This is a genomic window from Nostoc sp. DedVER02 (assembly GCF_034530675.2).
In the GTDB taxonomy this organism is placed as follows: Bacteria; Cyanobacteriota; Cyanobacteriia; order Cyanobacteriales; family Nostocaceae; genus Nostoc.
Genome location: NZ_JAVRCP020000006.1, coordinates 194,223 through 220,787 on the forward strand (window position 1 = coordinate 194,223; position 26,565 = coordinate 220,787).

Here is a 26,565-nt window from a genome sequence, read left to right on the forward strand (position 1 = left end):
CTACCTTCCTTTATAATTAATCACCTGATCTAATCGGGGCAAAGCACTCACTGCTGATTCACGAACATAGGGATCAGCAGATTCATCATTAGTTAATGCTCTCAATACTTCCACTCCCCGGATATCACCCATCGAACCCAGTGCATTAACGATCGCCACAGCTAGCGCAACATTATCTATTGTTTTTAAAGCTTCAGCTAAAATCTCAAAGGCAGGAGAACCAATTTCACCCAGCGCCATTACTGATGCAATATAAACAACGGCATTTTGATCGTTGAGTGCTGTTTTCAATCCCTCTAAGCCTTCATTCGGGAAAGGAACATCTGGATGGTTAGCAGCAACCTGTGCCAAAGCCTTAGCACAACTACCCCGAATAGTTGCATTCTCGCTATTTAGTAATGAATCTACCAATGATGGGACAGCATCAGTACCAATAGCACCCAGTGCCTTAACAGCAGCACGACGGTAAGTTACATCCTCTTCATCCAAAATATCCATCAGGCGAGAAATAGTATTTTCATCCCGAACCTCAGCCAGTTCCCACATAGCTCGTTCCCGGAGATTGGGGTTGGGGTGTTTCAACTGTTCAAATAGAGAATCTATGGTCATAAAAGAAAATTTCTTGGTTGAAATCCCTCAAGGGAAATCATGAATTACGTTTATGTAACGGTAGCGAGTATTATTACGAATTACGAATTACGAATTAGTTGACAACTAAGGGACTCTTGATCGATCGCTCAACCACATACAGGCAAAGCAACAGATTGAGAGTCCCTGAGTTTTAGAGTATGACGATCGCTCGTCTACGTCTAGTCAAATCCGATTACTATGAAAGGGAGTTGATTACGTAGTCGAGAAGAGCGCGGAATTCAACCAATGCTTGAGGAGACAAGTCACGAGGAGAACAAGCGCGATCGCGAGTATAAGTCAACGCGGTAACGTAGGGAGCAGTGGGCAGATTTAAAGAGCGATAAACTTCACGAGCGCCTGCAATACCCCACTCATCCAGAGGGCCAGTACCGCCCACAACCAAGCTGTAGTTGATCAAGCGTAGGTAGTGCTTGATGTCGCGGAGGCACTTGTCTTTCTTAACTTGAGTGTCGCCAGCTTCACCTTCTTGGCTCAGGTAAGGATATTTCTTAAAGGCAGCATCATAACCTTCTTTAGCTACGTTATCGATACCAGAAGCGAGCTTTTCAGCAGCTTCTAGACGGGCGCTAGCACGCTGAATGCTACCTTGAACGGATTCTAGATCGGAGGAGGTTGGGAAACGACCTGCTGCATCAGCAGATCCAATAACCGTAGTGATAACTGATTTCATTGCTTTTTATACTCCAAATTTGATTTGATCGAGTTTTAATTTCAGTTGGCTTGACTAATAGGCTTTAGCCGTAAGGAATTAGCAATTAGCTCAGAGCAGAAATAACGCGATCGAAGTAGCTAGCAGCTTCAGCAGCTAAAGCAGAGCAGTCGCCTTGAGGAGTTTCCAGTTTACGGAATCTTTTGCCAGCGTTAGCTTCAGTATTGGTGTTGGTGATGTGAGCGACGCTGATAGCCTTCAGGATTTGGAAAGCGCGAACTGAAGATCCAGTAGGTACGCCCAAAGCTGTGTAGGTTTCTTTCAGACCGTTCAAAGCGCGATCGTCTAATACGGAAGAATCACCAGCCAATAGTGCATAAGTTACGTAGCGCAGAACGATTTCAGCATCACGTAAGCAAGCAGCCATCCGGCGGGTGGGGTATAAGTTACCACCAGCTTGCAGCAAACCTGTGTTTTCACAAGCAATCCCAGCGATCGCATCCGAAACTGCACAGCTAGCATTGCTGGCGATCGCATTCACAGCATCAAGGCGCTTGTTGCCTTCAGCAATGAAAGACTTAAGGGCTGCTAAGTCAGCACCACCGATAGGAGCGGTTTTGGCATCAGCCGCAATTACAGCTCTGGAAAAAGCATCAAGAACCATGAGTTCTCCTTAATATTCACAAATGGCGGATATTATTTCTGGCCTGTTCTCAATCAGATCAACTGTGAGTAGCCAAACAAAAACATAGGGGATCGATAGCGCCCTAGTCTTTACTATGAGAGACAAAGTAATAATCTGTAATATTTATCTTGGGTCTGGGAATTGGGCATTGGGCATTGGGAATTGGTTATTTCCCCCTGCCCCCTGCTCCCTGCTCCCTGCTCCCTGCCTCTTCGCAATCCCCAAAAAATTAAGACTTACGCATTTTAATGGAATTCTGCCAATGCGTAAGTCTTAAGGAAAAGATATTCTTTTTTCTGCTCGATCAAGCTTGTTTTAGGAGATGTTTGACCAAATTATCTTTTACCATCATCTGCCGTAAAACTTCTAATAAAAACTCCTGAGCTTCTTGTTGACTCAAATTCTTTACCTGGTCTTTCAAGTTCTGTAAGCGAAACTGTTGTTCTAAGGTTAGTTCGACTGGAAAATCCATCATTCACTCCTCTGATTGACTGAATCGAAGGTATTTGTTTTTACTGCTAGTGTGAAGACGATCGCTTTCTACTAGTTTAGCACTGGGATATTAAATTGTCTACATTGTCAAGCCATAATTAATCACGCTCATAAAAGTTTACAATTTGGTAATAGCATCTCCATCTCACCCTTTGTAGAGAGTTTGTTGAAGCCGATCGCTAATCGCTGTAAGGTTTAGAATGTTTATATAGCAATAACTGTAAAAAGAAAAAACACGCATAACATCATCCGCAGGAGTCATAAGTAGGAGTCAGAAGATTGATAGACGCAATGGAGTTTTTTCAGCTAAGTGCTGGTAAGTGGCGATCGCAACGGGCAACTCATCACCTGGCGTTCAAGCGCTCAGAGACGGGAGAATCGGATATAGAGGTAGAAACTCTAGAAGCGAATCATCCAGAAATCATTGAACTGTGCAAGTATCATGAAATCGACCCCAGCCTATCAGTAGGTGGATCGCGTGTGCGTTGGCTAGGTACAATGGCTTGGGATAGAGAAAATGAAGAGAACCATCAGGGAAAAACTATATTTGCGATCGTGCCTGATAGAGATAACCCTAGAGCCGGTAAATTATTGCGTGAAAGAGGTTACGCCGAAATCGTGCCTGTAGTCGGTCTTTTTCACATGGATGATGAAGACGGATTAGTGTTGACAACCGAATATGAAACAATGAGTTCCATTGAGAGGTTCTGGTTTGCCAGTCCAAATATGCGACTGCGAACCAGTACAGTGAAACGCTTTGGTGGCTTCAGCACGGCATCGTTTTGTAGTGAAACCCGCATTGAAGGTTCTGCTGAGGCTGCCAACACAGAACAAGTAACATCTGCACAAGGGCAGGATACTCTAGAAAAAAAACAATTTTATTCAGTTTTGGGCTGGTGAATTATCTCAAGCAGAGTGATGCTTTTATTCGTGGGCAAGATTATCTGCGCCGGGTGCAGGGGCTAGCCCTAGAGCCAGAGATGGTGGATGTGTTCGATAACCTGCGCGATCGCATCCCCATTTGCACTTGGATTGGCGAAAATATTAACACCGTTAATGCTCAGATCAACGCTTACTTACAAGTTTGTCATGAGTGTTTTCATCCACAAGAGCGTCGCCACATCCAAATTTTTGCAGTTCCCATAGCTCAATCTTTTGGTATAGACGGGCTGTGCAATATTCTCACAAATCCCATCACTATTCTGGTAGATGTCGGTCGAGTTGCACCTAAAGACTGGTTTGGTGTAGTCGTCCATGAATATGCTCATGCTCATCTAGGAGACTTTGGTCACAATCAGCAGTTTGCTAACATCCTATCCCATCTATGTTTAGGACTGGGATTAGAACCACCCTACTGGGAAGAAGGAATGGAAGCAATTTTACGTAGCTGGCCTTACTGTAAATCAACCATAGATCCCCTGGAATTTTGGATAGGTCATTGTTGAGAAGGCAGAGAGCAGGGGGCAGGGGGCAGGGGGCAGGGGGCAGGGGACAAGGGGCAGGGGGCAGGGGGCAGGGGACAAGGGGCAGGGGGACAAGGGGCAGGGGGCAGGGGGCAGGGGGACAAGGGGCAGGGGGCAGGGGGCAGGGGGACAAGGGGGAATTATTGAATAAGTCTCTCCCTTGTCTCTTCTTCATGCCCAATCCCCAATCCCCGTTAATTTCTTTTGCTAAATGTTAAATATTGTTGCTTCAGTTAAAAAAAGTGAAACCTAATCTTCTAATCTAAAATATGTGAACAAAACTTTTTAATCATTTGTAGTTATTAAGCTGGAAGTTGCACTAAGTTGCATTACTTTTATTGATTCACTATGAGTTGAATCGCTCACGATTAATCGTTTTTGCTACCAAATACTGAAATCACTCTTAGTTAAGTTTCGTGAAATTTTATCAGAATCTGAGGTTCTGATACAACTACTCCCTTAATATGTGATTTAAAGTTGTTAACTTTGATTAAGAACATGGAGGCTTTAGAATGTCAATTCCTCTGTTAGAATATGAACCTTCAAGTCAAAATCAGCGTGTAGCTGGATATGAAGTACCAGGCGATGAACAGCCCAGGATTTTTACTACAGACAATATCCTGTCTCCATCAGATTTAGGCGATTTGATCGAAGCAGCATATCGTCAACTTTTCTTTTATGCTTTTGCTGCCGATCGCGAAACATATTTAGAGTCTCAACTCCGTAATGGACAAATTACTGTTCGGGACTTTGTTCGTGGGTTAGTGCTTTCCAATACCTTTAAGAAAAGCTTTTACGACCTCAACAATAATTACCGCTTTGTTGAGCAAGTAATTCAGCGCGTTCTAGGACGCGACCCATACAACGAGCGCGAAAAAATCGCTTGGTCAATTGTAGTCGCTACCAAGGGTATTGTAGGCTTTGTTGATGAAGTTCTCAACACTGAAGAGTACCTGAGCAATTTTGGATATTCTACAGTGCCTTATCAGCGCCGTCGGATACTACCATCTCAGTCTACAGGTGAGTTGCCATTCAACATCAAATCTCCTCGATACGAAGATTACCACCGCGCTAAACTGGGTTTCCCCCAAATCATTTGGCAGGTCGAAGTACGCAGATTCCTTCCACAAGAGCAAAAACCCAAGGCTGGCGATCCGGCTCTATTTTTGTCTATGGCACAAAGTGTCAATGCAGCTGGCAATACGCCACAAAGAATCTCGTCATTCAACATCGATATCGAAAAGTCTGTACCTTATCGCCAGTTAGCTGGAATTAAGTAACAATTTTTGGTCGGCGGCGGTCTAGTACATCGCTTTGATATTTTTATAGCGTGCATGAGTCTTGGGTTATGTAGGAGTTTCATTTAGGTATAACTAGTGGAACAGACTGTATCCCATGTCTGATGCACGCTAGTTGTTAATGGGCATTGGGAATTGGGAATTGGGTATGGTTTTTTTCTCAATGGCCAATGTCTGTAAAATGGGGTTAGTTTCAGCTTAAGGTGCAGTTCGCCTTTTTAACATCTCTAAAAGTTTTGTAAATTGGGTGGGAGGTGTAGCTGTCACCTCAATCATCTCGCCAGAGATGGGATGTTGCAATTTTAGTCGCCAAGCGTGGAGTGCTTGACCGGGCAAGTTTACGCCCACTGAATGACCAGAACTATAAACTGGATCGCCGACAATGGGATGACCCATTTTAGCGCTGTGGACGCGGATTTGATGGGTGCGTCCTGTTTCTAGTTGGAAGTGGATTAATGTATAGTTACCAAGGCGTTCTAGTACTCGCCAATGAGTGACGGCAGACCGTCCGCCTTGTTCAATAGGCATAATAGCCATTTTCTTGCGGTCTTGTGGATGGCGACCAATGGGTAAGTCAATTGTGCCATTTTCAAGTTTTGGCGCACCGTAAACCACGCCCAAGTATTCTCTACGTGCAGTTTTTGCTTTGAGTTGTGCTTGTAGATGATGATGAGCAACTTCTGTTTTAGCGATCGCAATCGCTCCCGTTGTATCCTTATCCAATCGATGGACAATTCCCGGACGTTGGACTCCGCCAATTCCTGGTAAATTGGGACAGTGAGCCAACAAAGCATTTACCAGTGTGCCATCTGGATGACCGGGTGCGGGATGGACAACTAAACCTGCGGGTTTGTTAAGAATGAGTAATTGGTCATCTTCGTAGAGAATATCCAAAGGGATATTTTCTGCTAGCAATTCTAGGGGTTGTGCTTCTGGTATTTCCAGAGTGATGCGATCGCCTAGCTTGACATTGATCTTCTTGGAAGTGCAAACTTTATCGTTAAGTTGGACATTACCCTGTTCGATTAACTGTTGGATGCGCGAACGGGATAAATCAGGTAATTCTTGGGAAAGGAAACGGTCGAGGCGATCGCCTTTAGTGTCGGTGCAGTGTATCGTATTACTGGAGGGAAGTAAGCTAGGTACTTCATTCTCTATATTAGAAGAGAAGCGATCGCTATTTTCTTGGATTTGTAAATTAAATTCGGTCACAATTACTCTAGATTATTAATTCCCCTTCTTTAAGTAAAGCGCGAAATACTTTAAAAGGGCGTTATAAATCGCGTCTACCCAGGCAAAACCTTGATTTTACCTTAGCGGACAAGAATTTTTGTACCCGCGAATTCTATTTGCTTTCGCTATTTTGTATTTGTTGTCTTACCAATTGTCGAAATACTCTAAGTGTTGAACTCATTCCTATAGTTTGTGCCATTTCCACAAACCGAGGAATAAGTTCTATCATCGAAAAAGCAGGAAATGTGGGGCTTATGAGAGACTGCACATATTGTTCACCTTGCAGCAAGCTAATTTCTAGGTTTTTGTTTTCATATCGCCAAATTTCAGGTACTTTCAACGCTTCGTAGGCACTAATTTGGGTTTTAGAAGTGACATCAATTTCAATCGCTAAATCAGGAGGAGGATCAACTGTTAAGTCGATTTTGTCTTTCCCAATCATTAGCTTATAGTTTTGAATATAAAAACAATCATCAGGTTCAATACCTACACTTGTATCTTTCCGCTTAAAGGTAGTTGAACCTAAAGATTCCCAATTTAGATCGAGTTCATCTAGCAAAGCTTTCACCAAGTCTCCGATGATTACCTTAGTTCGCTCATGTTCTGGTAATGGAGCCATGATTTCTAGTGTTCCTTGGCTGTATGCTACTCGATTTCTACGATGTTCTCCCAACTCCTTGAGGATTGCTTCAAATACCTGCCAACTAACATCCTCCAATATTATCCTTTGCCCCGGTGGAACTCGAATTTGGCTGAGTTGAAGAGTAACCATAGGATGTTAGTTGTTAAATAACTTCATTTTTACTCAAATTAGAGATGAGCGAAAAGGAATTTTACCAAATTGGATGTAGCAAAGCCCTAGCCATTAGCTAGAAATCCAAAAATAACGCCATTTTATCAATATACACCTACCTCAAACCCTTGACTTATCATTTTCCCTCTTCGCGCCTTGGCGGTTCGTTATTCTTCTAAATTTATAACTTCTTGCGGCAACTCAAATAAACCATTTTCCCCAGCTTCAAAATCAATCACTTGATACACAGCTTCAATATTTAACTCACCATAAATATGAGGAAATAACTCGCCAATTTCAGCCTCTTCATAACGAATTTCAGCTTGTACTTTCTCAGAATCAATAAACAATAGTACCAATTCTTTTTGATTATTAAAAAATCTCTGTGCAACCTTAAGTATTTGCGTTGACTTTGAACAATGTATAAAACCTTCACTCTCTAGCGAATCAGCGCGATAGCTATCGAGTATTTTCGCGTCTTCCCATTGTTGGCGTTTGGTGATGTGGAGGATGGTATTCATGTTGTTTCTGCTTGTATCATTTTACGGATATCATCTAAAGGCGATTCAGGTTCATCTTGTTCATAAGGACAAAATTTAAGACAAAATTTATATTTATCTTTGGTTGTATTTGATATATATATTTGAATTTCCAGTTTACCTTTCTGCCAGCCTGTACCTTTAATTTTAAGTATCTGGCAATCTGTAACCAAATTAAATTTAATTTCATCTATTTTGATAGTTTCTTGATTAAAAGCTAGTTGCTGGAAAAATGCAGAAATTGAAGTGATAGCTTTTTGAGTTAAGAAATCAGAAGCAATATGATTTTCCCACTTGCTGCAAATCTGTTGCCGAACTAATTCCTTTAATCTGCTAACTTTAAAAGTATCTGTCTGCAAGAGTACAACATCATCATCACAGTCTAGAGTAATGAATTTATTATTCATATCAATCGAGTCAATTCAGAGCATAACTAGCTTGGTAATTTAAGCTTACTCCCAGCTTATTCTGTAATTTTGTTGATATCAAGTTAGTGAAAATACTTAAACACTATGAATCAGGTGGAATACAAACATCTGGCGCACACAAACCAATAAATTCTACTGTTGTAACCTCAAGAGTCTTCAAATCTACGCGGCGGATAGCATGATTATTGGTATCGGCAATATATAAAAAAGAAGCGATCGCACTTAATCCAGAAGGTTCAAAAAATTGGCTATTCTTACCTTGTCCATCTTGTAAATCCGCACTACCATCTCCTAAAACTGTTTGACAATTGCCACTAGGACTAACTAATTTAATTTTGTGATTGTAGGTATCTGCAACCCATATAAAATTCTGAGCGAATTCAACTCCTAAACAGTGTTGCAAACGGACATTTTCACCTTGTCCATCTACATCACCAAAATCAAATAAACCGCCACTACCGCAAATGGTTCGCACTTGATAGGGTTCTACAATTCCAACACCACGAATTGAACTAACTTCACTGTCAGCGATATATAATTCTTGCCCATTATTAGTAATACCGCTAGGTTGAGCAAAAGCAGATTCGGTAAGTGAACCATCAATGCAAGCTTCTGCACCAGTACCAGCATAAGTTTTAATGATGTTAGTTTCTAAATCCATTTCCCAAATTTGATGCGGCCCAGCCATTGCAATAAATAGCGTATTTCCCACTTTCACTAAATCCCAAGGGGAATTTAGCGCGGTTTCTAAAGCAGTACCGCTATGAGGATGAATATTGCGGCTTTGTTCACCAGTTCCTGCGATCACTTCAACTACTTGACGCTTCAAATCAACTCGCCGCAAGGTATGATTTTCTGTATCAGCAACATAAAGAATTTGATTTTCTGCATCATAAGCCATTCCCTGTGGTGCAAAAAACTGCGCTTCGTGAAAAGCACCATCAGTTAAACCAGATTTTCCAGTACCAATCAAATGCAGAATTTCACCATCGAAGCTACTCATAACCAGGCGATGATGTCCAGAATCAGCAATGAACAAACCTGCTTGGGTAGCTAACACTTTACCAGGAAAAGCTAGGGGTGTAATTAATGGTTGACGCTGTTTTTCTAAAGTCAAGCTAATTTCTTGAAAATTAATCGTACCTTTATCCTGGTGTTGCTGAATTAACTTTTGAATCAACTCGTCTAAAGCGTCACGGTTTCCTTCGCCAGCAATTTGACCAATTACGTAACCTTCTGGATCAATAATTATTAAAGTAGGCCAAGCACGTACAGCATATTCTTCCCAAAGTCGAAAATTGCTGTCAATTACAACCGGGTGTTCAACGTCGTAGCGCAAGATGGCTTGGCGAATATTTTCGGTTTCTTTCTCATTGTCAAATTTGGCGGAATGGACACCAATAACGGTAAGGCTATCTTTATATTTTTGTTCTAAATATTTTAGGTTTGGCAAGATATGCAAACAGTTGATACAGCAGTATGTCCAAAAATCTAAAATTACGACTCTACCTTTAAGTTGTTTAAGAGACAAAGGTTTATCGGTATTGAGCCAAGAGTAATTTTGCGGTAATTCAGGCGCTCTAACACGGGGAAGCATAGTAAAAGGCAAGGCAATTTTTTAAGTTTCCAAAACTGTAACGTTATCAGTTATCAATTGACCAAGTGCCACATTAGAAACACACGAAAATTTTCTCATACAGTTATGTATTATTCTTTGATAAATTTTAAAGTCGATTTTGGTAAAACACTACCACGGTTGCTATCTGCTTTATGTTTGTTAAGTTTAGTAGGTTGTCAAGCGGCTCAAAGCCAAAGCCGAGTTGAACCAAATGTGTCATTCCAATCTCAAACACTTGTGGTTTCTGGAAGAGGTATGGTGGATATTCCCAAAACAAATGCACGAGTTAGTTTAGGCGTTCAGGTACAGGGTGAAACATCTGGACTTGTCCAAGAGGAGCTTGTTAAGCGATCGCAAGCAGTGGTTAACTTATTAAAAGCCCGTCAAGATGTGACTAAATTAGAAACCACTAGTATCACTTTAAGTCCTCGCTACAGCCCAAAAGATGGCAACCAAATAATTGGCTATTCTGCAAGTAATCTTGTACGCTTCCAAATTCCTCCAGAAAAAATTGGTAGGTTGCTAGATGAAGCGATTAAAACCGGAGCTACGCGAATTGATGGTGTAACATTAGTAGCATCCGATAAGGCAATAGCTGCTGCCCAAAAGCAGGCAATTGATGCAGCCTCGAAAGATGCTCGTTCTCAAGCAGATGCGGCGCTTGGTGCTTTGCAACTCAAGCAACAGGAAATTGTGAGCATTCAAATTAACGGCGCTCGTCCACCTATGCCAGTAGCGATGGAGATGACTGACTTAATACAGAAAGCGGCTCCAATGAATTTAGCTAGCACGCCTGTTGTCGCTGGAGAACAAAGAATAGAAACTTTTGTAACTTTACAAGTTCGCTACCAACCCGCTCAACAGTAACAGCTTCATTTAAACTAGAAATGGTTTAACAGCTTTGAAAGGACTTAATAAACTAACTACTACAGAGTTATCAGTTTGGGTACAACAAGCTAAAATCCAGGCGAAACAGGGACGAGTTATCGATCGCATTCCGCAATTAGCAAAAGCTAATCCTGGTTGGTTTGCAGTCCATATCTGCTGTAAATCAGGGAAAACCATCAGCTTTGGGGATACAGCTTGTATTTTCCCGCTAATGAGCGTGATTAAAACATTTTCCCTACTTTATCTGCTAGAACATTTTGGTGCAGAAACAGTTTTTAGCTGGGTTGGAGTAGAACCATCAGATGCACCCTTTAATTCTTTAGAACAATTAGTTAGCGATCGCGGCCGTCCCCGCAACCCGATGATTAATAGTGGTGCAATCACCCTCGCTGATAAGTTACCAGGAAAGGACGCTAGCCAACGCACCTTTTTATTTTGTCAATGGTTGAATCAATTAGCAGGTTGTCAACTACATTTAGACGAAGTGATGTTGACTTCAGTGCGATTAACACGCTCAACAGCCAATGAAGCGATCGCAAACTATCTTGCCGAAACAGGTCATCTAGAAAATCTTGAAACAGCACTTGACACTTATAATCAAATATGCTGCATTTCAGGGCGAGTTGAAGATTTAGCCCTGTTAGGAAAAATTCTAGCTTTTGAAAATAGCTTGGTAAATTCACAAAATCGCCGAATTGTCAACGCTGTGATGTCAATTTGTGGACTTTATGAAGCTTCTGCGGAGTTTGCAGTCAGAATTGGTCTACCGATGAAATCAGGGATTGGCGGTGGACTGATAGCAATAGTACCAGGTGAGGGAGCGATCGCTTGCTACAGTCCTGGGTTGGATAATATCGGAAACCCTCTAGGGGGGCTTCTCTTTGTTGAGGCTTTAGCGCAAGAATTACAGCTGAAAATTCGTAATTCGTAATTACGCTATGGATAAGGATTTATACTCCAAAAACCATAACATTCTCGACTACCACCTATAAAAACATCTTACTCTGACCAGTTTTTTAATTACGAATTACGAATTACGAATTAGTAATTATTTGTTGAGTGTCTTTGGGTAAATGCACCTTTTGAATGGGGAGAGAAATAATAAATTCTGTACCATTACCCACCTCAGATTTACAAGTTAGTTGTCCTCCATGTTTTTCGACTACAATTTGATGACTAATTGAAAGCCCCATACCAGTGCCAACGCCTGTGGCTTTAGTGGTAAAAAACATTTCAAAAATTTTCTCTTGAGTCTCAGGGGCAATACCAGAACCGTTATCGGCGATACGCACAACTACCCATTTGTCTTGAACTTCGGTAGCGATCGCAATTCGTGGGTATTCCTGACTATCATGTTGTTCCTCCAATGCATCAAGGGCATTGTTGAGAATATTCATAAACACTTGATAAAGGGAGCTAGAAAAACCTTCAATACTAGGAATATCACTGTAGCAGCGCTCAATGGTAATGCCTTTTTTGATGCGGTTATTGAGAATGAGTAAGGTACTCTCAATGCATTCGTGTAAATTGACTGCATGGGCTTCTGCTTCATCTAGGCGAGAAAAGTTTTTCAAACTCAAGACAATTTGGCGGACGCGATCGGCACCGAACTTCATTGAGTGCAAAAGTTTAGGTAAATCTTCTTCTACAAATTCTGCATCAATTTCATTAGCGTGGGCTTGTACCGCTAGAGGTGGAATAGGCACTTCTTGGCGATAGGTTTGTAACAATGTTAATAAATCATCTACGTGTTGAATAGCAGGATCTAAATTCCCGTAGATAAAATTTACCGGATTATTAATTTCGTGGCCAATGCCAGCTACCATTCGTCCTAAACTAGACATTTTCTCACTTTGGAGCAATTGGGCTTCTTGCGTTTGCTGTTGGAAAAATGCAGCTGCTTGTTGTTCTTCCAGTAGACATTTAACCCTGTGCAAAACTTGGTTAAATGCAATAGCTAATATTCCAATTTCATCCGTTGTCATCACAGGTGCTTGCAGATCAAAGTTAGATTCTTTAGTGACTTGCTGCGCCACATTCGTTAGTGCTTCGATAGGACGGGTAATGGTTCGACTTGTCAAAAAAGCTAAAACACTAGCAATTACTATTGACAAGAGAATACTAGCAACAATAATTTGAAACCGTATTTGTGCTGCGCTCTTAAACGTTGCCGTTGCTGCTTGTAATTCCTGATAAGAGGTATTAATTATAGTGACTAGTTCATCAGATATACCATCAAACTGGAGCGCTAACTCACTGTTGGTAAACTTCAATAGTCGTCCTTGAGCGATCGCAATTTTACTCTCAGTCAAAGGAGATAAATCAAGTTGCTGAAATAGTTCCTCAAGTTGCTGGATATAATTTTGTGTTACACCTTCATAAGTTTTTAGAAGCAGAGGAATATTCTCAGTGTGGCTTTGGTTCGCATAATCGGCAGTTTTTATATATGTTTGAAGTTCCAACCAAACCTGCTTCATTTCAGGTGCATGTGTACTAGTAATGTGGTGATATTCCTCTTTGTACAGCTTTGGATTTCTCACTAATGGAATGAGTTGCTGTTGATGCGTCCGGGTTTGAAGGATACTTGTTTGAAGCTGATAAAGCAAATTGAGTTCTTTAAAGGCATTTTGTTGATTTTGCAACGCCTGTTGCTGATAGCGATCGCCAAACACTAACCCAATTGTGGTTCCGACAATTCCCACACCGAGGGCAAGACCATATCCAAATTTAATTTTGTTACCAATACTCAGACTGTTGGTAATTTTTGAGAACCACCCTTTCCTGCTTGATTGTACAACGATAACATCGTCGTAAGCTGATGAAAAACCTGAACCTGGAGTCTGAAAAGCCATATTAATCCTAAGCAAGCAATAAAAGTCATCCTTACTTAAAATTCCCTAATGATTCAGCAAAAGCAAAAATTTTGAAACTTTTTATTGCATAGTTTTAATATCCCCGACTTCTTAAAGAAATCGGGTATCTGAACAACGCGAATTTTCACAAATAAAGAGCTAAGTCAATACTTGTTGCTTAAAGGTTAAAGGGAAAAGAGAAAAGGAAAAACCTTTAACCTTTACCCTTTAACCTTTTCCCTAAACCCAATGCCGAGTTAAAAATGTTTTACCCGAGCAGTATTGAGAGCTAAATCCTGTCTTTTATGGCTGTTGAACTTGTTTTTCTAAGAATTCAGCCGATGGAGTTGTTGGCGTAATTATTTCCGGTGCTGGAGACTCAATAATCTCTGGCAGTGTAGGAGGCAAGCTAGGAGATGGTACAACTGTTACCTGTGGAGTAGGTGTCTTGCTCGTTCGACGCTTAAAATATCCACCGAATCTAGATTTTGTTGTCTGAGGCGCAACTTTTTCAGGTAACGGCGTTGATTCAGGAGTTGGCGTTACCTCTGGCTGTGGTTCTGGGGTTGGCGTAATTATTTCTGGTGCTGGAGGCTCAATAATCTCTGGTAGCGTGGGTGGCAAACTAGGAGATGGCTCAACTGTTGCTTCTGGAGTAGGTGTCTTACTCGCCCGACGGTTAAAAAATCCGTCAACTTTAGGTTTAGTTGGCTGAGGGGTAACTTTTTCAGGTAGCGGCGTTGATTCAGGAGTCGGCGTTACCGTTGGCGTAATTATTTCTGGTGGTGTTGGGGATAAGGTGGGAGATGGTACAGCCGTTGGAACTTCCAATTTTGGTTGTTCTGGTTGTGTTTTCGATTCTTTCGGAACTTCAGTTTCAGGAATGGGCTGTTTTTCTAACTTCGGTTGTATCTGGGGTGTTTTTTCAACAGTAGGTGTAGGTGTAAGTTTATAATTCGGGTCTACAATGCCGCGCACTTCATCTGCTGTGAGTTCTCCTCTGACAATTTTCGACAAAGTATCTTTACCCTTTGGCTCATAGTCAATGACTCGCACTGTCGTATTGAAGGCATTTTTGAGAGGATTTCCCTGATTATCGAGAAATTCTAGCTTTATCCAGTTTTTACCAGTTTGGAAACCTTTAAGATAAACTGCTTGCCAGCGATCGAAAACAAAGCTTTCACCATTAATTGTGACGCGGATGCGCCAATCACTAAATCCTTCGTTAGTGTTTTCCTTATCAACGAGATGCAGAGGAGCATTAGTTAGATAAAAGTCTAGTAAGATTGGCTCTGCCCCGTAGCTACTTTGAGGACGGCTGTAAGTTAACAGGGGTAACTTGGGATCTGGGTTGTTGTCGTCGGTTTTAGTAAAGACGTGAAATGTTGTTTCGGCATAAGCACCTTCATTCTTAAAGCTTTCATGCCAAGGACGAGAAGCAAAGACACGCAGAGTATGAGTACCTGGAGATAACTCTGGCAAAACCAAGGGTTGGTTCAGATCGTAAACAGGAATATAAGGTTGATTATCCAGAATTACATGGAGATGCGGCCCCAGTTGTAATTGTGGATCTTTAAATATTGGTAGATCCTTAACCTGAAAACTGGCTGTAACTTTATTATCTTGGAAAACTTCATCAGGTTTAGGAGTCACAATTGCCACTTGTGGCTGATAAACTTCCAAACTTGGACGCAGTGCTTGAATAACAGATGGTGGGGAGACTTCCGAAAATTGCTTTGAAATTTGAGAAATCTGTGGAGGGTTTTCTCTATAACCAGTTGATACTTCCTGGCTATCGGCTTTCTCGCCACAACTGGTCAAGCTTAATACCAGCACCAATGTCATTATCCACTTAAGAATAGGGAACTTCTCAGGGAGAAGCTTTTCTAACACCCTTCTCTGCCACGAGTTCATGCGTTGTACCCAGCGATAGTCTTCGACAATTGCACAGATTATTTTCGCTCAAACTGTCCATCTGGCACTATAGCCCAAAAGGTGAAATCTACCTCAAATCCCCTACTTATTCCAGTAAATTTTAAAACAAGTCATACCTTTTACAGCTTTTTACTTACAACAATGGAAATATGACACAAATGTTCATAAGTAATAACAATAAAAGCTGTAAGCCAAGCGTATACAGCAAAATCATAAAACTTACCAATTGTTATTCTTTGTAAATTAAAATGGTTAATCTATTGACTTTTAGACAAATACTTTGAAGTTAAAAGGCAGATCGGGCGGTAATTTCAGCAATATTCCACGAAGTTTGAATTATTGTTAAAATATCTCCAACAAAGTGCAGGTGAAGACTCTATAATTCAACGAGAAACAACTATCCACATAGGGTCTTCATCGCGGCTTCAGTGAAATTCTGAGTATGCGGTAATGGTTCACTTTGTGGTATTCATGATTCCTCATTCCTTATCAAGAGAGGAGGTCAAATGACAATAAGTCCTCCGGAGCGAGAGGAAAAGAAGGCAAGAGTAATCGTCGATAACGATCCGGTTCCAACCTCATTCGAGAGATGGGCGCAACCTGGACACTTTGACAGATCCTTAGCCAGAGGTCCCAAAACCACCACATGGATTTGGAACCTGCACGCACTCGCCCATGATTTCGATACACATACAAGCGATTTAGAAGATATATCCCGCAAGATATTCTCAGCCCACTTCGGCCACCTAGCCGTAGTGACAATCTGGTTGAGCGGGATGATTTTCCACGGCGCGAAGTTTTCTAACTACGAAGCTTGGCTAAGTGACCCGTTAAACGTTAAGCCTAGCGCTCAAGTCGTTTGGCCTATTGTTGGACAAGACATTTTAAACGGTGATGTTGGCGGTGGTTTCCACGGTATTCAAATCACTTCCGGTTTGTTCCAAGTATGGCGTGGTTGGGGGATTACAAACTCCTTCCAGCTTTACTGCACTGCCATCGGTGGCTTGGTACTAGCAGGCTTATTCTTATTTGCTGGCTGGTTCCACTACCACAAACGCGCTCCTAAACTGGAATGGTTCCAGAATGTGGAGTCGATGCTGAATCACCACTTGCAAGTATTGCTAGGTTGTGGTTCCTTGGGATGGGCAGGTCACTTAATCCACGTGTCCGCACCGACCAACAAGCTTTTGGATGCAGGCGTTGCTCTCAAAGACATCCCCTTGCCCCACGAGTTCATCTTGAACAAAGACTTGTTGACCGAGTTGTATCCTAGTTTTGCTGCTGGTTTAGCACCTTTCTTCACCTTGAACTGGGGTCAGTATGCTGACTTCTTAACCTTCAAGGGCGGTCTGAACCCAGTAACTGGTGGCTTGTGGTTAACTGATATTTCTCATCACCACTTAGCGATCGCAGTTCTCTTTATTGTTGCTGGTCATCAGTACCGTACTAACTGGGGTATTGGTCACAGCATTAGAGAGATTCTAGAAAACCACAAAGGCCCTTTCACAGGTGAAGGTCACAAAGGTCTTTACGAAAACCTGACCACATCTTGGCACGCTCAGTTGGCTACAAACCTAGCCTTCTTGGGTTCACTGACCATCATCATCGCGCATCACATGTACGCGATGCCCCCCTATCCATATTTGGCAACTGACTACGCTACACAGTTGTGCATATTCACTCACCATATTTGGATTGGTGGCTTCTTGATCGTTGGTGGAGCGGCTCACGCTGCTATCTTCATGGTGCGGGATTACGATCCTGTTGTTAACCAAAATAACTTGCTCGATCGAGTGCTTCGCCACCGTGACGCGATTATTTCTCACCTGAACTGGGTATGTATTTTCCTTGGCTTCCATAGCTTTGGACTTTACATTCACAACGACACAATGCGCGCATTGGGTCGTCCTCAAGACTTGTTCTCTGATACAGGGATTCAGTTGCAGCCAGTATTTGCCCAGTGGGTACAAAATATCCACACATTGGCTCCCGGTGGCACTGCTCCCAATGCACTAGAACCAGTTAGCTATGCCTTTGGCGGCGGTATCTTGGCTGTTGGCGGTAAAGTGGCGATGATGCCCATTGCGTTGGGTACAGCGGATTTCCTAATTCACCACATTCACGCCTTCACCATTCACGTCACTGTACTAATTCTGCTCAAAGGTGTGCTGTTTGCCCGTAGCTCTCGTCTGATTCCAGACAAAGCAAACCTGGGCTTCCGCTTCCCCTGCGACGGGCCTGGTCGTGGCGGTACTTGTCAAGTGTCTGGTTGGGATCACGTATTCCTCGGACTCTTCTGGATGTACAACTCCCTGTCAATTGTAATTTTCCACTTCAGCTGGAAGATGCAATCAGATGTGTGGGGAACCGTAGATGCAGACGGTGCTGTGACTCACATCACTGGTGGTAACTTTGCCCAAAGTGCTATTACCATCAATGGTTGGTTACGGGACTTCTTGTGGGCACAAGCTACACAAGTCATCAATTCATACGGCAGTGCGCTATCTGCTTATGGACTCATGTTCTTAGGCGCTCACTTTGTTTGGGCATTCAGCTTGATGTTCCTGTTCAGTGGTCGCGGCTACTGGCAAGAACTAATTGAGTCCATTGTTTGGGCGCATAACAAACTGAAGGTAGCACCATCTATTCAGCCTCGCGCTTTGAGTATTATTCAGGGTCGGGCTGTAGGGGTAGCTCACTACCTCTTAGGAGGAATTGCCACAACTTGGGCGTTCTTCCATGCACACATCCTTTCAGTAGGGTAGCAATCAGTTATGGAGTGCTGAGTGCTGAGTGCTAAGTGCTGAGAACTCGGAACTTAGAACTCAAAACTCAGGACTCTAGACGCTGATACTTGATGGCTAAAGGTCAGAGGATTTATTAAACCTATGGCGACGAAATTTCCGAAATTTAGCCAGGATCTCGCACAGGATCCGACGACTCGTCGGATATGGTATGCGATCGCTACAGGCAACGATTTTGAAACCCATGATGGCATGACGGAAGAAAATCTTTACCAAAAGATTTTCGCAACTCACTTCGGTCACTTGGCAATCATCTTCCTGTGGGCATCCAGCCTCCTGTTCCACGTAGCCTGGCAAGGTAACTTTGAACAGTGGATTAAAGATCCCCTTCACATCCGTCCCATCGCCCACGCGATTTGGGACCCCCACTTCGGTAAACCAGCGATCGAAGCTTTTACCCAAGCTGGCGCTAGCAATCCGGTAAACATTACCTACTCTGGTCTCTACCATTGGTGGTATACCATCGGTATGCGGAATAACGGCGAACTGTACAACGGTTCAGTCTTCTTGCTGGTATTCGCTGCTGTACTACTGTTTGCTGGCTGGCTGCACTTACAACCCAAGTACCGTCCTAGCTTGGCATGGTTTAAGAGCGCTGAACACCGCCTTAACCACCACTTAGCAGGTTTGTTTGGTGTTAGTTCATTGGCTTGGGCTGGTCACTTAATTCACGTTGCTGTCCCCGAATCTCGCGGTCAGCACGTAGGTTGGGATAACTTCCTCAACACCCCACCCCATCCAGCTGGTTTAACACCATTCTTTACAGGCAACTGGGGTGTTTACTCTCAAAACCCTGACACTCCCGGTCATGTATTTGGGACATCTCAAGGTGCAGGAACTGCAATTCTGAGTTTCTTGGGTGGCTTCCATCCTCAGACAGAAGCTTTGTGGCTGACCGACATCGCTCACCACCACTTAGCGATCGCAGTTCTATTCATCGTTGCCGGTCACATGTACCGGACAAACTTTGGGATTGGTCACAGTCTTAAAGAAGCATTGAATGCCAAGAATTTCTTTGGTATTCCAGTTGAAGGGCCGTTTAACCTACCTCACCAAGGTATTTACGACACCTACAACAACTCCCTGCACTTCCAATTGGGATGGCACTTAGCAGCGTTAGGTGTTATTACTTCCCTAGTAGCGCAGCACATGTACTCCATGCCTTCCTACGCATTTATTGCGAAGGACTACACAACCCAGGCAGCGTTGTACACGCATCACCAGTATATTGCTGGATTCCTGATGCTTGGTGCTTTTGCTCACGGTGCAATCTTCTGGGTTCGTGATTACGACCCAGAGCAAAATAAGGGTAACGTTCTTGAGCGTGTGTTAAAGCACAAAGAAGCGATTATCTCCCACCTCAGCTGGGTATCCCTTTTCTTAGGCTTCCACACCCTTGGTCTGTACGTACACAACGACGTAGTAGTTGCTTTCGGTACTCCTGAAAAGCAAATCTTGATTGAGCCAGTATTTGCTCAATTCGTCCAAGCTGCTAACGGTAAGGTACTGTACGGTTTAGATACTTTGTTATCTAACCCCGACAGTGTTGCTTACACAGCATGGCCTAACTACGCTAACGTTTGGTTGCCAGGCTGGTTAGATGCCATCAATGCTGGTACTAACTCCCTGTTCTTGACAATTGGCCCTGGTGATTTCTTGGTACACCATGCGATCGCTCTAGGTCTGCACACCACCACCTTGATCTTGGTCAAAGGTGCTTTGGATGCCCGTGGTTCTAAGCTGATGCCCGATAAAAAGGACTTCGGCTATGCCTTCCCTTGCGACGGCCCCGGTCGTGGCGGTACTTGCGATATCTCAGCATGGGATTCCTTCTATCTAGCTGCGTTCTGGATGCTCAACACCATTGGTTGGTTAACCTTCTACTGGCACTGGAAACATCTCGGTGTTTGGCAAGGTAACGTTGCTCAGTTCAATGAGAACTCTACATACCTCATGGGCTGGTTCCGCGATTACCTCTGGGCTAACTCTGCTCAGTTGATTAACGGTTACAACCCCTACGGTGTGAATAACCTGTCTGTCTGGGCTTGGATGTTCTTATTTGGACACCTAGTTTGGGCTACTGGCTTCATGTTCTTAATCTCCTGGAGAGGTTACTGGCAAGAGTTGATTGAAACCCTTGTTTGGGCACACGAACGGACTCCTCTAGCTAACCTAGTTCGCTGGAAAGACAAGCCCGTGGCTCTGTCCATCGTTCAAGCTCGTGTAGTTGGTCTAGCTCACTTCGCTGTTGGCTATGTCGTGACTTACGCCGCGTTCTTGATTGCTTCTACTGCTGGTAAGTTCGGTTAATTCGGCTGCTAGTTTTGTAGGCAAGTAATAAAAATCCCCTGCCGCAAGGTGGGGGATTTTTTTGGGTTTTGAGTGGAAAAAATAAAGGAAGGGCAGGCAAGATGCTCACCCGACAAAATGAGATAGATCAAAACAGAATTCAGGAGTCAGGAGCCAGAATGGGCTAAACCTTAGCTATCCGCTAACAGAATAAATTTTGTGCGACTGGTAGATGAATAAACGGTATTAAAAATTTGGTGGTTTTCAAGACGCTCTCTACGAGAATAGCGAGTATTCGAGCGTCGCCTCTTCATTCTGACTTCTCAATACGGTTCGATTAAGGTTAGTTGATGAAAATAATACGATCCTAAAGACGCGATAAATCGCCGTCTCTACAAAGGACTGATTATTGTAGAGACGGCGATTTATCGCGTCTCTTACCTTAACCGAACAGTATTGTCTGACTTCTGAATTCTTCTTCAATTCTTGAAAATCCCTTAACTGGCAAGATCGAGCTACTATTCTTGGATAGTTGCTGCTTTGGGAGGAAACTGAATTCTAGGATCGGGCATGAAATTATATCTCAAGTACAATCCTCCCCAGACAAATAGGGTAATTAACAATGCACCAATACCAAGGGGACTGGGAAGCCAGAAAACCGCTTCTATATGGTTAAGTTGCCCAGGTTGAAGTCTCCACACTAGTTGATTGCCATTTTTTTCTGGTTCAATGGCAGTTTCAGTTAGTTGAATATTTTTAGCTCCCCAAGGAGTCTTCAAGCTAAATTCCAAGTCGAGAATTGAACCAGCATTAGCCAGAACATTACCTTTGCTGGCAATTAGGGAGAGCGATCGCAAATCCAAATCATAAATTAACCGATTCCGAACTAAAAGTAAAAAATAATTCTGCTCTAAGAGGACGTTCGATTCAATTTTCGGCAGTTCTGAGTCAGATTTACTCTGTACAGATTCAGAGGGTTGATTTCCACGGGAATTAAAAAACTCGTTGAACTTCTCTTGCAATTCCCTACCACTGCTAAAAGGAATTGTGACGATAATTTCTTCTTGGGAAACTCGCTGCGTTTTACCTTCTAATTGACGGGCGCGGCGTTCTATACTGTTTAACCATTCGTACACAGAATCACCACTAAAACTGGTTAGCCGCTCTCCCAATTTAATATGCTGTACTAGTTCGCCACTATTTGAATTGTCAAAGTTAAGCCCCACATCGTACTTAACACAGCCAGTCAGTAATAGGGATGTTAACAGCACTAGCCACAAAATCAGATTTCGCATCAAAAAGGTGCGGTTTATGCGATTTCGACCATTTAATGTCAACACATAACTAAATGGTCTGATTAACCACCAGACAATCTTTCCCAAAATTGAATAATTTGAAACCATAAATTTCCCCAAAAGTCAACAGATTTTGGATTTTAGGTCGCGCTTTTGGTGCGCTTCCAGCGCAACTTGGGTTTTGGATTAGCCTCATCAATAAACGGATGAAGTTCGAAGATTTTAAATTTTGGATTTTGGTTGATGCCTCAATCCTTGCGGGTGACACATGAACTAAAACTCAAATCTCAAATCCAAAATCCAAAATTGGTATCAGCCAGGGGTTCCTGAAAAATTCAACCAAACTAAGTACGAGATGGTTAAACCAATAGCAATTAGCGCTACCCAGATAAAGCGATTATCCCTTGTATTGACCTGACTGAGGTCAACAAATTCTGGCTCTATAGATTTAGGCTTCTGCTGCACGGAAGATTTAGTAGGTTTAGCAGCTATAGAAATTTTTAGCTCATTATCTGGTAGTTTGTTCAAATCGGGGATTTGGGTCATCCATTCACTGGGTCTTTTCAGCTTTGGTGCTTTTAAGATGTAAACCATCTGTCGCGCTTGTTTGCTGATTTCAATATAGGGATGGCGTTTGAGTCTTTCGCAAAGAGCGATCGCATCATCCGTGCGTCCAGCCGCTTCATAAGCTGTCACCAGGGAAATTTCTACTTCACCCCCAAAGGGAGAATTACGAGCTAATAGGGCGCTGGCCTTTTCTAAATTTTCTACAGCTTCGCGGTATCGCCCATTTTCAAAGGCAATTTTCCCCGTCTGATAAAAGGTTTTAGCAATTTCTAAACTTTCTGCACTCACGTCTTATACAAAAATTAGCACTATTTTAATTTTGCCAATGCAGCAATCTTTTTGGAATCTTTTCAAAGGCTGGCAATCTGAAAGTGGATAAACTTCTAAAATTTTAACTAAGGAACTGAGACTATTTTCTGATTAAAAACTCTGGTATCAAATGCAGGTGAGCAAAATTATGCTGAAAATCAAGCATTCGCAACTGAATTGGCTCCTAGTAGGTATGACTTTAGCAGTGATGCCTGCAAGTATTGCTCCAGCTTTTGGCCAGCGTGCGATCGTTGTTGATGGCGCTTATGGAGTTATGCGTTCACCTGCTGTTAGTTCCTTGATTTATGGTAGCCCGATTCCCACACCTATGGCTGTAAACCCAAAAACGAGACTAATGCCACAACGCACTGATTACCCCGATTCTTACTATCCGCAGGTAAGGCAAAACGTGAAAAACTCCACGCCGATCAATCCAGCAATTCGGGACTCAACCCTAGTTAATCCGGTGATTATAAATAATTCATGGCAGCGTACACCATTTAGCGGTGGGCGATGTCTGACGACAAGCTGCTCCCCACCTTCGCGGGTTATTATTACCTATCCTCGGTAGGAAATCAGGGAGTATGGCAGGCGAGTATCAAAAATTCATTCACGACTATTAAACTCTACGACATAAATTGCGAACCGAGAATCATCGTCCCAATCCCAACATCAGTAAAGATTTCTAGTAACAGGGCGTGGGGAATGCGACCATCAATAATGTGTGCTGCACGAACTCCTTGAGCAAGCGATCGCACACAACAATTAACTTTGGGAATCATCCCACCGCTAACTATACCATTGACAATCAACTCGCGGGCTTCGCGGATATCTACTTTCGGAATCAAAGTAGATTGGTCTTTGTAATCTTTTAAAATTCCACTGGTGTCGGTCAGTAAAATTAACTTTTCTGCTCCTAGTGCCGCAGCGATTTCTCCAGCTACAGTATCGGCGTTAATGTTATAAGCTTGCCCTGTCTCGTCTGCGGCGACGCTAGACACTACCGGAATATACCCATTGCCAGCAAGGGTTTCCAAAATCTTGATGTTAACATTACTGACCTCCCCGACAAAACCGATGTCTTCTTGACCTTGGGGACGGGCTGTAAATAGATTACCGTCTTTACCACAAAGTCCTACAGCCAATCCACCAGCTTGGTTAATTAGGGCGACAATTTCTTTGTTAACTCGACCAACTAAAACCATTTCCACCACATCCATTGTGGCGGCATCAGTGACTCGCAGACCATTCTTAAATTGTGGTTCGATTCCCAACTTATCTAACCAACTATTAATTTCTGGGCCACCGCCGTGGACTACAATTGGCCGCAAGCCCACGCAGGACAAGAATACAATGTCGCGGATCACTTTGTCTTTGAGTGCGCTATCTTTCATCGCTGCGCCACCATATTTAACAACAACAGTGCGACCGGCAAATTGTTGAATATAAGGTAGTGCTTCGCTTAGTACACGTACACGAGTGGCTTCAGTTTGCCTAATGTATTCAGAATCGTTGACCGTCATGAGGAGCCTAACAGAGAGAGTTAAAACCTATTTCAGTAAGTGTAGAAGACTTTGTAACCTGTAACAATATCTCATAGCTGCCAAGAGCAAAAATAGGCTTTTTGTATAGGTAAGTAAGTCGGTGAGAATAAATCAAACTAGATTAAGTAGTAATGTAAAAATATTGAAATTAGTTCGTAGTGAGGGCTTCAGCCCTCATAAGAGGACTAAAGTCCTCACTACAAACCTTGAATTATTCACATCGCTCTACTTATCACTCACAAATTATCTCTTATTTGGATGTCCAGACGCATAGAGGCAAGTCAAGAGACATCGCGGTAATGCGATTCTGTTAGATGAAAAGACTGTTCTGCTATTAAAGAAAATTTTTACTTATTATCTGTCTCAGAAAGGTGAAAGTCTCTAAAATAAGGACTAGCAACCAGAATCGAAAATTATTAGGAGAAATATGGATACATCGATTCTCGATCGGCTAATTGAAGAATTAAAAGTTATGCCTGAAGACTTGCAATATCGAGTACTGGAGTTTGCCAGAACTTTAGTAGGTTCGCAAATTCATGGTGTTCCTGGTAAACAATTATTAAATTTTGCAGGTACAATATCACCAAATGATATTCAGTTAATGCGCGAAGCAATTGAACAAGGTTGCGAACAGGTAGATATAGATGAGTGGTAGATACCTGATTGAGTTACGCTCATCTAGCGTAGGCGTAGCCCGTCGTAGACATCGCTTGATCAAATTACAAGAGAAAATGCAGGAGTACATCGATAACGGTACATCACTAGGCTGGTTAATAGATCGGCAGAATCGAAAAGTCTACATTTACCGTCCGAATCGAGAAGTTGAGATTTTGGAAAATCCCGAAGTAGTTAGTGGTAATCCAGAATTACCAGGGTTTATCCTACGGATGACCAAAATTTGGTAATTTAAGTCTTCTTAATGAGAAACTTGTGTTTTGAAAACGTTAGGAATTGCTTCAAGTATTCGCTGAGAATAAAGTGGTGTTCGTTGTTCGAGAAGCAATCACATTACGCTACGCCATAATCTGTATACTGACGCTTGTATGGAGCTTGCAAACCCAAGACATCCAGTTGAAAAAATGTGCAGACACAGTTAGATTAATATTCCCGATTAATGAGAAACTTGTGGTTTGAGAACGCTAGGAATTACCTCAATTATTCTGTTGGCAATGTCTTCAGGTGTTTCTCCCTCTTGGACGGTGATGTACAAATCGGCTTGAGAGTAAAGTGGTGTTCGTTGTTCGAGAAGCGATCGCAGTTTACCCTTGAGGTCAGCATCTTGCAAGAGCGGTCTGGTGGTATCCTCAGCTAAACGGCTGTAAAGTAGTTCAACTGGCACATCTAGCCACACTATCAAACCGTGGTGCAAGTAACTCCAATTTTCTCGCCGTAATACAATGCCCCCACCGGTTGCGACAGTCAATTTTGTAAAAGCACAAACTTGTGAAAGCACGTCACTTTCTACCTTGCGAAACTCTGCTTCACCAACTTCTGCAAATAACTGATTTATAGATTTACCTGTTGCTTGGGTTATGACATCATCGGTATCCACAAACCCATAACTTAGATGCTTTGCGAGTAAGCGCCCTACCGTAGTCTTACCAACGCCCATCATGCCAATTAAGTACAGGTTGACTCCTTGTAATAAGCTGCTCACCAGTTGCTTTGCTCCAATTAATTATAGGACTTACGCAAAATCATGATAAAACGAATCGCAAAGGACGCATAGACACGAAGTGGCTTCCCGAAGGGTAGGACACAAAGGAATAAGAGTTTCAGAGAGTTCTTGCGTAAGTCCTGATTAGTTCTGAGTTTTGAGTCACAGTTTCCAATTATAAACTTAACTACTCATACCTGCGTATTCAAGCGATACCTGGGTCGGGCTGTACCAATGCAATCGATCGGGGAGCAAGTTGGAACAATAAGATTAGTAATTTCCGCAGGAATATTACTACAAATAAAACCTTCCATAAATTTATTTTCAACGATTGCTAAAGCTTTTCCTTTATCAATATCAAATTTACGTATATTTTTTATAACTTTAAATCTTTTGTAGATTTTATAAATTCATCTTATATTTAATATCGATTAACTGCTGTTATTAATGTATTTAAAGTAACTCGGGCGATCTTGGAATAATATTTAATTTTTCAAAAAACTCAGCACAATCAAAAAAGCCTTCTTTCCGTTGCTTCTTATACCATTTCTCGAAAATAATAAAACAGATGCAAAC

General features: G+C 42.4%; 25 protein-coding genes. 10 read left to right on the forward strand and 15 right to left on the reverse strand.

The annotated features are described in order from the left end of the window. The 4 genes from RMZ41_RS10010 to RMZ41_RS10025 all read right to left on the reverse strand — a co-directional run bounded on the left by RMZ41_RS10010 (position 1) and on the right by RMZ41_RS10025 (position 2,460). Positions 1-609 (reverse strand): HEAT repeat domain-containing protein, encoded by a 609-nt coding sequence (locus tag RMZ41_RS10010; RefSeq protein ID WP_322640158.1) that lies wholly within the window; start codon positions 607-609, stop codon positions 1-3. A 217-nt stretch (positions 610-826) separates the two neighbouring features. Next, the gene (locus RMZ41_RS10015) at positions 827-1,321 is read right to left on the reverse strand and encodes a bleomycin hydrolase (RefSeq protein ID WP_322640159.1); all 495 of its coding nucleotides are present in this window, start codon (positions 1,319-1,321) and stop codon (positions 827-829) included. Positions 1,322-1,406: 85 nt separating this feature from the next. Continuing rightward, positions 1,407-1,964 (reverse strand): bleomycin hydrolase, encoded by a 558-nt coding sequence (locus RMZ41_RS10020; RefSeq protein ID WP_322640160.1) that lies wholly within the window; start codon positions 1,962-1,964, stop codon positions 1,407-1,409. A gap of 325 nt (positions 1,965-2,289) precedes the next feature. Continuing rightward, a complete protein-coding gene (locus tag RMZ41_RS10025; protein ID WP_242060871.1) occupies positions 2,290-2,460 on the reverse strand; it encodes an NblA/ycf18 family protein in 171 nt (56 codons plus the stop codon). Positions 2,461-2,759: 299 nt separating this feature from the next. Here RMZ41_RS10025 and RMZ41_RS10030 point away from each other — a divergent pair, with 299 nt between their 5' ends. From RMZ41_RS10030 to RMZ41_RS10040, 3 genes are all read left to right on the forward strand, one after another. Continuing rightward, complete coding sequence (locus RMZ41_RS10030) at positions 2,760-3,377, forward strand: phycobiliprotein lyase (protein ID WP_322640203.1); 618 nt, start codon at positions 2,760-2,762, stop codon at positions 3,375-3,377. Further along, entirely contained in the window at positions 3,374-3,922 is a 549-nt protein-coding gene (locus RMZ41_RS10035) for a hypothetical protein (RefSeq protein WP_322640161.1), read from the forward strand. Before RMZ41_RS10030 ends, RMZ41_RS10035 begins: the two co-directional genes overlap by 4 nt. A 530-nt stretch (positions 3,923-4,452) precedes the next feature. Next, positions 4,453-5,220 (forward strand): phycobilisome rod-core linker polypeptide, encoded by a 768-nt coding sequence (locus RMZ41_RS10040; RefSeq protein WP_322640162.1) that lies wholly within the window; start codon positions 4,453-4,455, stop codon positions 5,218-5,220. 216 nt (positions 5,221-5,436) lie between these two features. On the opposite strand, the gene RMZ41_RS10045 is transcribed toward RMZ41_RS10040, so the two are convergent. From RMZ41_RS10045 to RMZ41_RS10065, 5 genes are all read right to left on the reverse strand, one after another. Further along, positions 5,437-6,354 (reverse strand): RluA family pseudouridine synthase, encoded by a 918-nt coding sequence (locus RMZ41_RS10045; RefSeq protein WP_322640204.1) that lies wholly within the window; start codon positions 6,352-6,354, stop codon positions 5,437-5,439. Between the two features lie 229 nt (positions 6,355-6,583). After that, positions 6,584-7,243, reverse strand: a complete 660-nt coding sequence (locus RMZ41_RS10050) for a Uma2 family endonuclease (RefSeq protein WP_322640163.1) — start codon at positions 7,241-7,243, stop codon at positions 6,584-6,586. Positions 7,244-7,431: 188 nt separating this feature from the next. After that, a complete protein-coding gene (locus RMZ41_RS10055; RefSeq protein WP_322640164.1) occupies positions 7,432-7,785 on the reverse strand; it encodes a DUF952 domain-containing protein in 354 nt (117 codons plus the stop codon). After that, positions 7,782-8,210, reverse strand: a complete 429-nt coding sequence (locus RMZ41_RS10060) for a KGK domain-containing protein (RefSeq protein ID WP_322640165.1) — start codon at positions 8,208-8,210, stop codon at positions 7,782-7,784. Before RMZ41_RS10060 ends, RMZ41_RS10055 begins: the two co-directional genes overlap by 4 nt. 103 nt (positions 8,211-8,313) lie before the next feature. Next, positions 8,314-9,828 carry a thioredoxin-like domain-containing protein gene (locus RMZ41_RS10065; protein ID WP_322640205.1) on the reverse strand — a complete coding sequence of 505 codons (1,515 nt, stop codon included), beginning with the start codon at positions 9,826-9,828 and terminating at the stop codon, positions 8,314-8,316. Positions 9,829-9,945: 117 nt separating this feature from the next. Here RMZ41_RS10065 and RMZ41_RS10070 point away from each other — a divergent pair, with 117 nt between their 5' ends. Both RMZ41_RS10070 and glsA read left to right on the forward strand, forming a co-directional pair. Next, entirely contained in the window at positions 9,946-10,716 is a 771-nt protein-coding gene (locus RMZ41_RS10070) for an SIMPL domain-containing protein (RefSeq protein WP_322640166.1), read from the forward strand. 34 nt (positions 10,717-10,750) lie between these two features. Continuing rightward, positions 10,751-11,668: a glutaminase A gene (glsA, locus tag RMZ41_RS10075; protein WP_322640167.1), complete on the forward strand. Its 918-nt coding sequence runs from the start codon at positions 10,751-10,753 to the stop codon at positions 11,666-11,668. A gap of 103 nt (positions 11,669-11,771) precedes the next feature. Here the strand turns inward: glsA and RMZ41_RS10080 are convergent, their stop codons facing one another. Together RMZ41_RS10080 and RMZ41_RS10085 are read right to left on the reverse strand one after the other, a co-directional pair. Then, positions 11,772-13,589 (reverse strand): ATP-binding protein, encoded by a 1,818-nt coding sequence (locus RMZ41_RS10080; RefSeq protein ID WP_322640168.1) that lies wholly within the window; start codon positions 13,587-13,589, stop codon positions 11,772-11,774. A 303-nt stretch (positions 13,590-13,892) separates the two neighbouring features. Next, complete coding sequence (locus RMZ41_RS10085) at positions 13,893-15,503, reverse strand: hypothetical protein (RefSeq protein ID WP_322640169.1); 1,611 nt, start codon at positions 15,501-15,503, stop codon at positions 13,893-13,895. A gap of 527 nt (positions 15,504-16,030) precedes the next feature. On the opposite strand from RMZ41_RS10085, the gene psaA reads away from it, so the two are divergent. Together psaA and psaB are read left to right on the forward strand one after the other, a co-directional pair. After that, positions 16,031-18,289, forward strand: coding sequence for a photosystem I core protein PsaA (gene psaA, locus RMZ41_RS10090; RefSeq protein ID WP_322640170.1), 2,259 nt, complete (start codon positions 16,031-16,033; stop codon positions 18,287-18,289). A gap of 123 nt (positions 18,290-18,412) precedes the next feature. Next, positions 18,413-20,638 (forward strand): photosystem I core protein PsaB, encoded by a 2,226-nt coding sequence (gene psaB / locus RMZ41_RS10095; RefSeq protein WP_322640171.1) that lies wholly within the window; start codon positions 18,413-18,415, stop codon positions 20,636-20,638. 497 nt (positions 20,639-21,135) lie between these two features. Here the strand turns inward: psaB and RMZ41_RS10100 are convergent, their stop codons facing one another. Continuing rightward, positions 21,136-22,020: a DUF3153 domain-containing protein gene (locus tag RMZ41_RS10100; protein ID WP_322640172.1), complete on the reverse strand. Its 885-nt coding sequence runs from the start codon at positions 22,018-22,020 to the stop codon at positions 21,136-21,138. Positions 22,021-22,224: 204 nt separating this feature from the next. Beyond that, positions 22,225-22,767, reverse strand: a complete 543-nt coding sequence (locus RMZ41_RS10105) for a tetratricopeptide repeat protein (RefSeq protein WP_322640173.1) — start codon at positions 22,765-22,767, stop codon at positions 22,225-22,227. A gap of 169 nt (positions 22,768-22,936) precedes the next feature. Here RMZ41_RS10105 and RMZ41_RS10110 point away from each other — a divergent pair, with 169 nt between their 5' ends. Next, positions 22,937-23,359 carry a hypothetical protein gene (locus tag RMZ41_RS10110; protein WP_322640174.1) on the forward strand — a complete coding sequence of 141 codons (423 nt, stop codon included), beginning with the start codon at positions 22,937-22,939 and terminating at the stop codon, positions 23,357-23,359. A gap of 55 nt (positions 23,360-23,414) precedes the next feature. Here the strand turns inward: RMZ41_RS10110 and argB are convergent, their stop codons facing one another. Next, entirely contained in the window at positions 23,415-24,311 is an 897-nt protein-coding gene (gene argB / locus RMZ41_RS10115) for an acetylglutamate kinase (protein ID WP_322640175.1), read from the reverse strand. Between the two features lie 448 nt (positions 24,312-24,759). Here argB and RMZ41_RS10120 point away from each other — a divergent pair, with 448 nt between their 5' ends. Together RMZ41_RS10120 and RMZ41_RS10125 are read left to right on the forward strand one after the other, a co-directional pair. Further along, positions 24,760-24,987, forward strand: coding sequence for a hypothetical protein (locus RMZ41_RS10120; RefSeq protein ID WP_322640176.1), 228 nt, complete (start codon positions 24,760-24,762; stop codon positions 24,985-24,987). After that, positions 24,977-25,237 (forward strand): Uma2 family endonuclease, encoded by a 261-nt coding sequence (locus tag RMZ41_RS10125; protein ID WP_409875055.1) that lies wholly within the window; start codon positions 24,977-24,979, stop codon positions 25,235-25,237. The genes RMZ41_RS10120 and RMZ41_RS10125 overlap by 11 nt, the downstream gene beginning before the upstream one ends. 206 nt (positions 25,238-25,443) lie before the next feature. On the opposite strand, the gene RMZ41_RS10130 is transcribed toward RMZ41_RS10125, so the two are convergent. Continuing rightward, positions 25,444-25,989, reverse strand: coding sequence for a shikimate kinase (locus RMZ41_RS10130; RefSeq protein ID WP_322640177.1), 546 nt, complete (start codon positions 25,987-25,989; stop codon positions 25,444-25,446). Positions 25,990-26,565 lie beyond the last annotated feature (576 nt).

Bases quoted from the DNA above. Each gene is read 5' to 3' on its own strand.
- RMZ41_RS10120 (WP_322640176.1), top strand. From the start codon at position 24,760: ATGGATACATCGATTCTCGATCGGCTAATTGAAGAATTAAAAGTTATG.
- RMZ41_RS10100 (WP_322640172.1), bottom strand. From the start codon at position 22,020: ATGGTTTCAAATTATTCAATTTTGGGAAAGATTGTCTGGTGGTTAATC.
- RMZ41_RS10110 (WP_322640174.1), top strand. From the start codon at position 22,937: ATGCTGAAAATCAAGCATTCGCAACTGAATTGGCTCCTAGTAGGTATG.
- RMZ41_RS10085 (WP_322640169.1), bottom strand. From the start codon at position 15,503: ATGAACTCGTGGCAGAGAAGGGTGTTAGAAAAGCTTCTCCCTGAGAAG.
- RMZ41_RS10125 (WP_409875055.1), top strand. From the start codon at position 24,977: ATGAGTGGTAGATACCTGATTGAGTTACGCTCATCTAGCGTAGGCGTA.
- RMZ41_RS10020 (WP_322640160.1), bottom strand. From the start codon at position 1,964: ATGGTTCTTGATGCTTTTTCCAGAGCTGTAATTGCGGCTGATGCCAAA.
- RMZ41_RS10050 (WP_322640163.1), bottom strand. From the start codon at position 7,243: ATGGTTACTCTTCAACTCAGCCAAATTCGAGTTCCACCGGGGCAAAGG.
- RMZ41_RS10065 (WP_322640205.1), bottom strand. From the start codon at position 9,828: ATGCTTCCCCGTGTTAGAGCGCCTGAATTACCGCAAAATTACTCTTGG.
- psaB (WP_322640171.1), top strand. From the start codon at position 18,413: ATGGCGACGAAATTTCCGAAATTTAGCCAGGATCTCGCACAGGATCCG.
- argB (WP_322640175.1), bottom strand. From the start codon at position 24,311: ATGACGGTCAACGATTCTGAATACATTAGGCAAACTGAAGCCACTCGT.
- RMZ41_RS10015 (WP_322640159.1), bottom strand. From the start codon at position 1,321: ATGAAATCAGTTATCACTACGGTTATTGGATCTGCTGATGCAGCAGGT.
- RMZ41_RS10080 (WP_322640168.1), bottom strand. From the start codon at position 13,589: ATGGCTTTTCAGACTCCAGGTTCAGGTTTTTCATCAGCTTACGACGAT.
- RMZ41_RS10010 (WP_322640158.1), bottom strand. From the start codon at position 609: ATGACCATAGATTCTCTATTTGAACAGTTGAAACACCCCAACCCCAAT.
- RMZ41_RS10055 (WP_322640164.1), bottom strand. From the start codon at position 7,785: ATGAATACCATCCTCCACATCACCAAACGCCAACAATGGGAAGACGCG.
- RMZ41_RS10040 (WP_322640162.1), top strand. From the start codon at position 4,453: ATGTCAATTCCTCTGTTAGAATATGAACCTTCAAGTCAAAATCAGCGT.
- RMZ41_RS10025 (WP_242060871.1), bottom strand. From the start codon at position 2,460: ATGATGGATTTTCCAGTCGAACTAACCTTAGAACAACAGTTTCGCTTA.
- RMZ41_RS10060 (WP_322640165.1), bottom strand. From the start codon at position 8,210: ATGAATAATAAATTCATTACTCTAGACTGTGATGATGATGTTGTACTC.
- psaA (WP_322640170.1), top strand. From the start codon at position 16,031: ATGACAATAAGTCCTCCGGAGCGAGAGGAAAAGAAGGCAAGAGTAATC.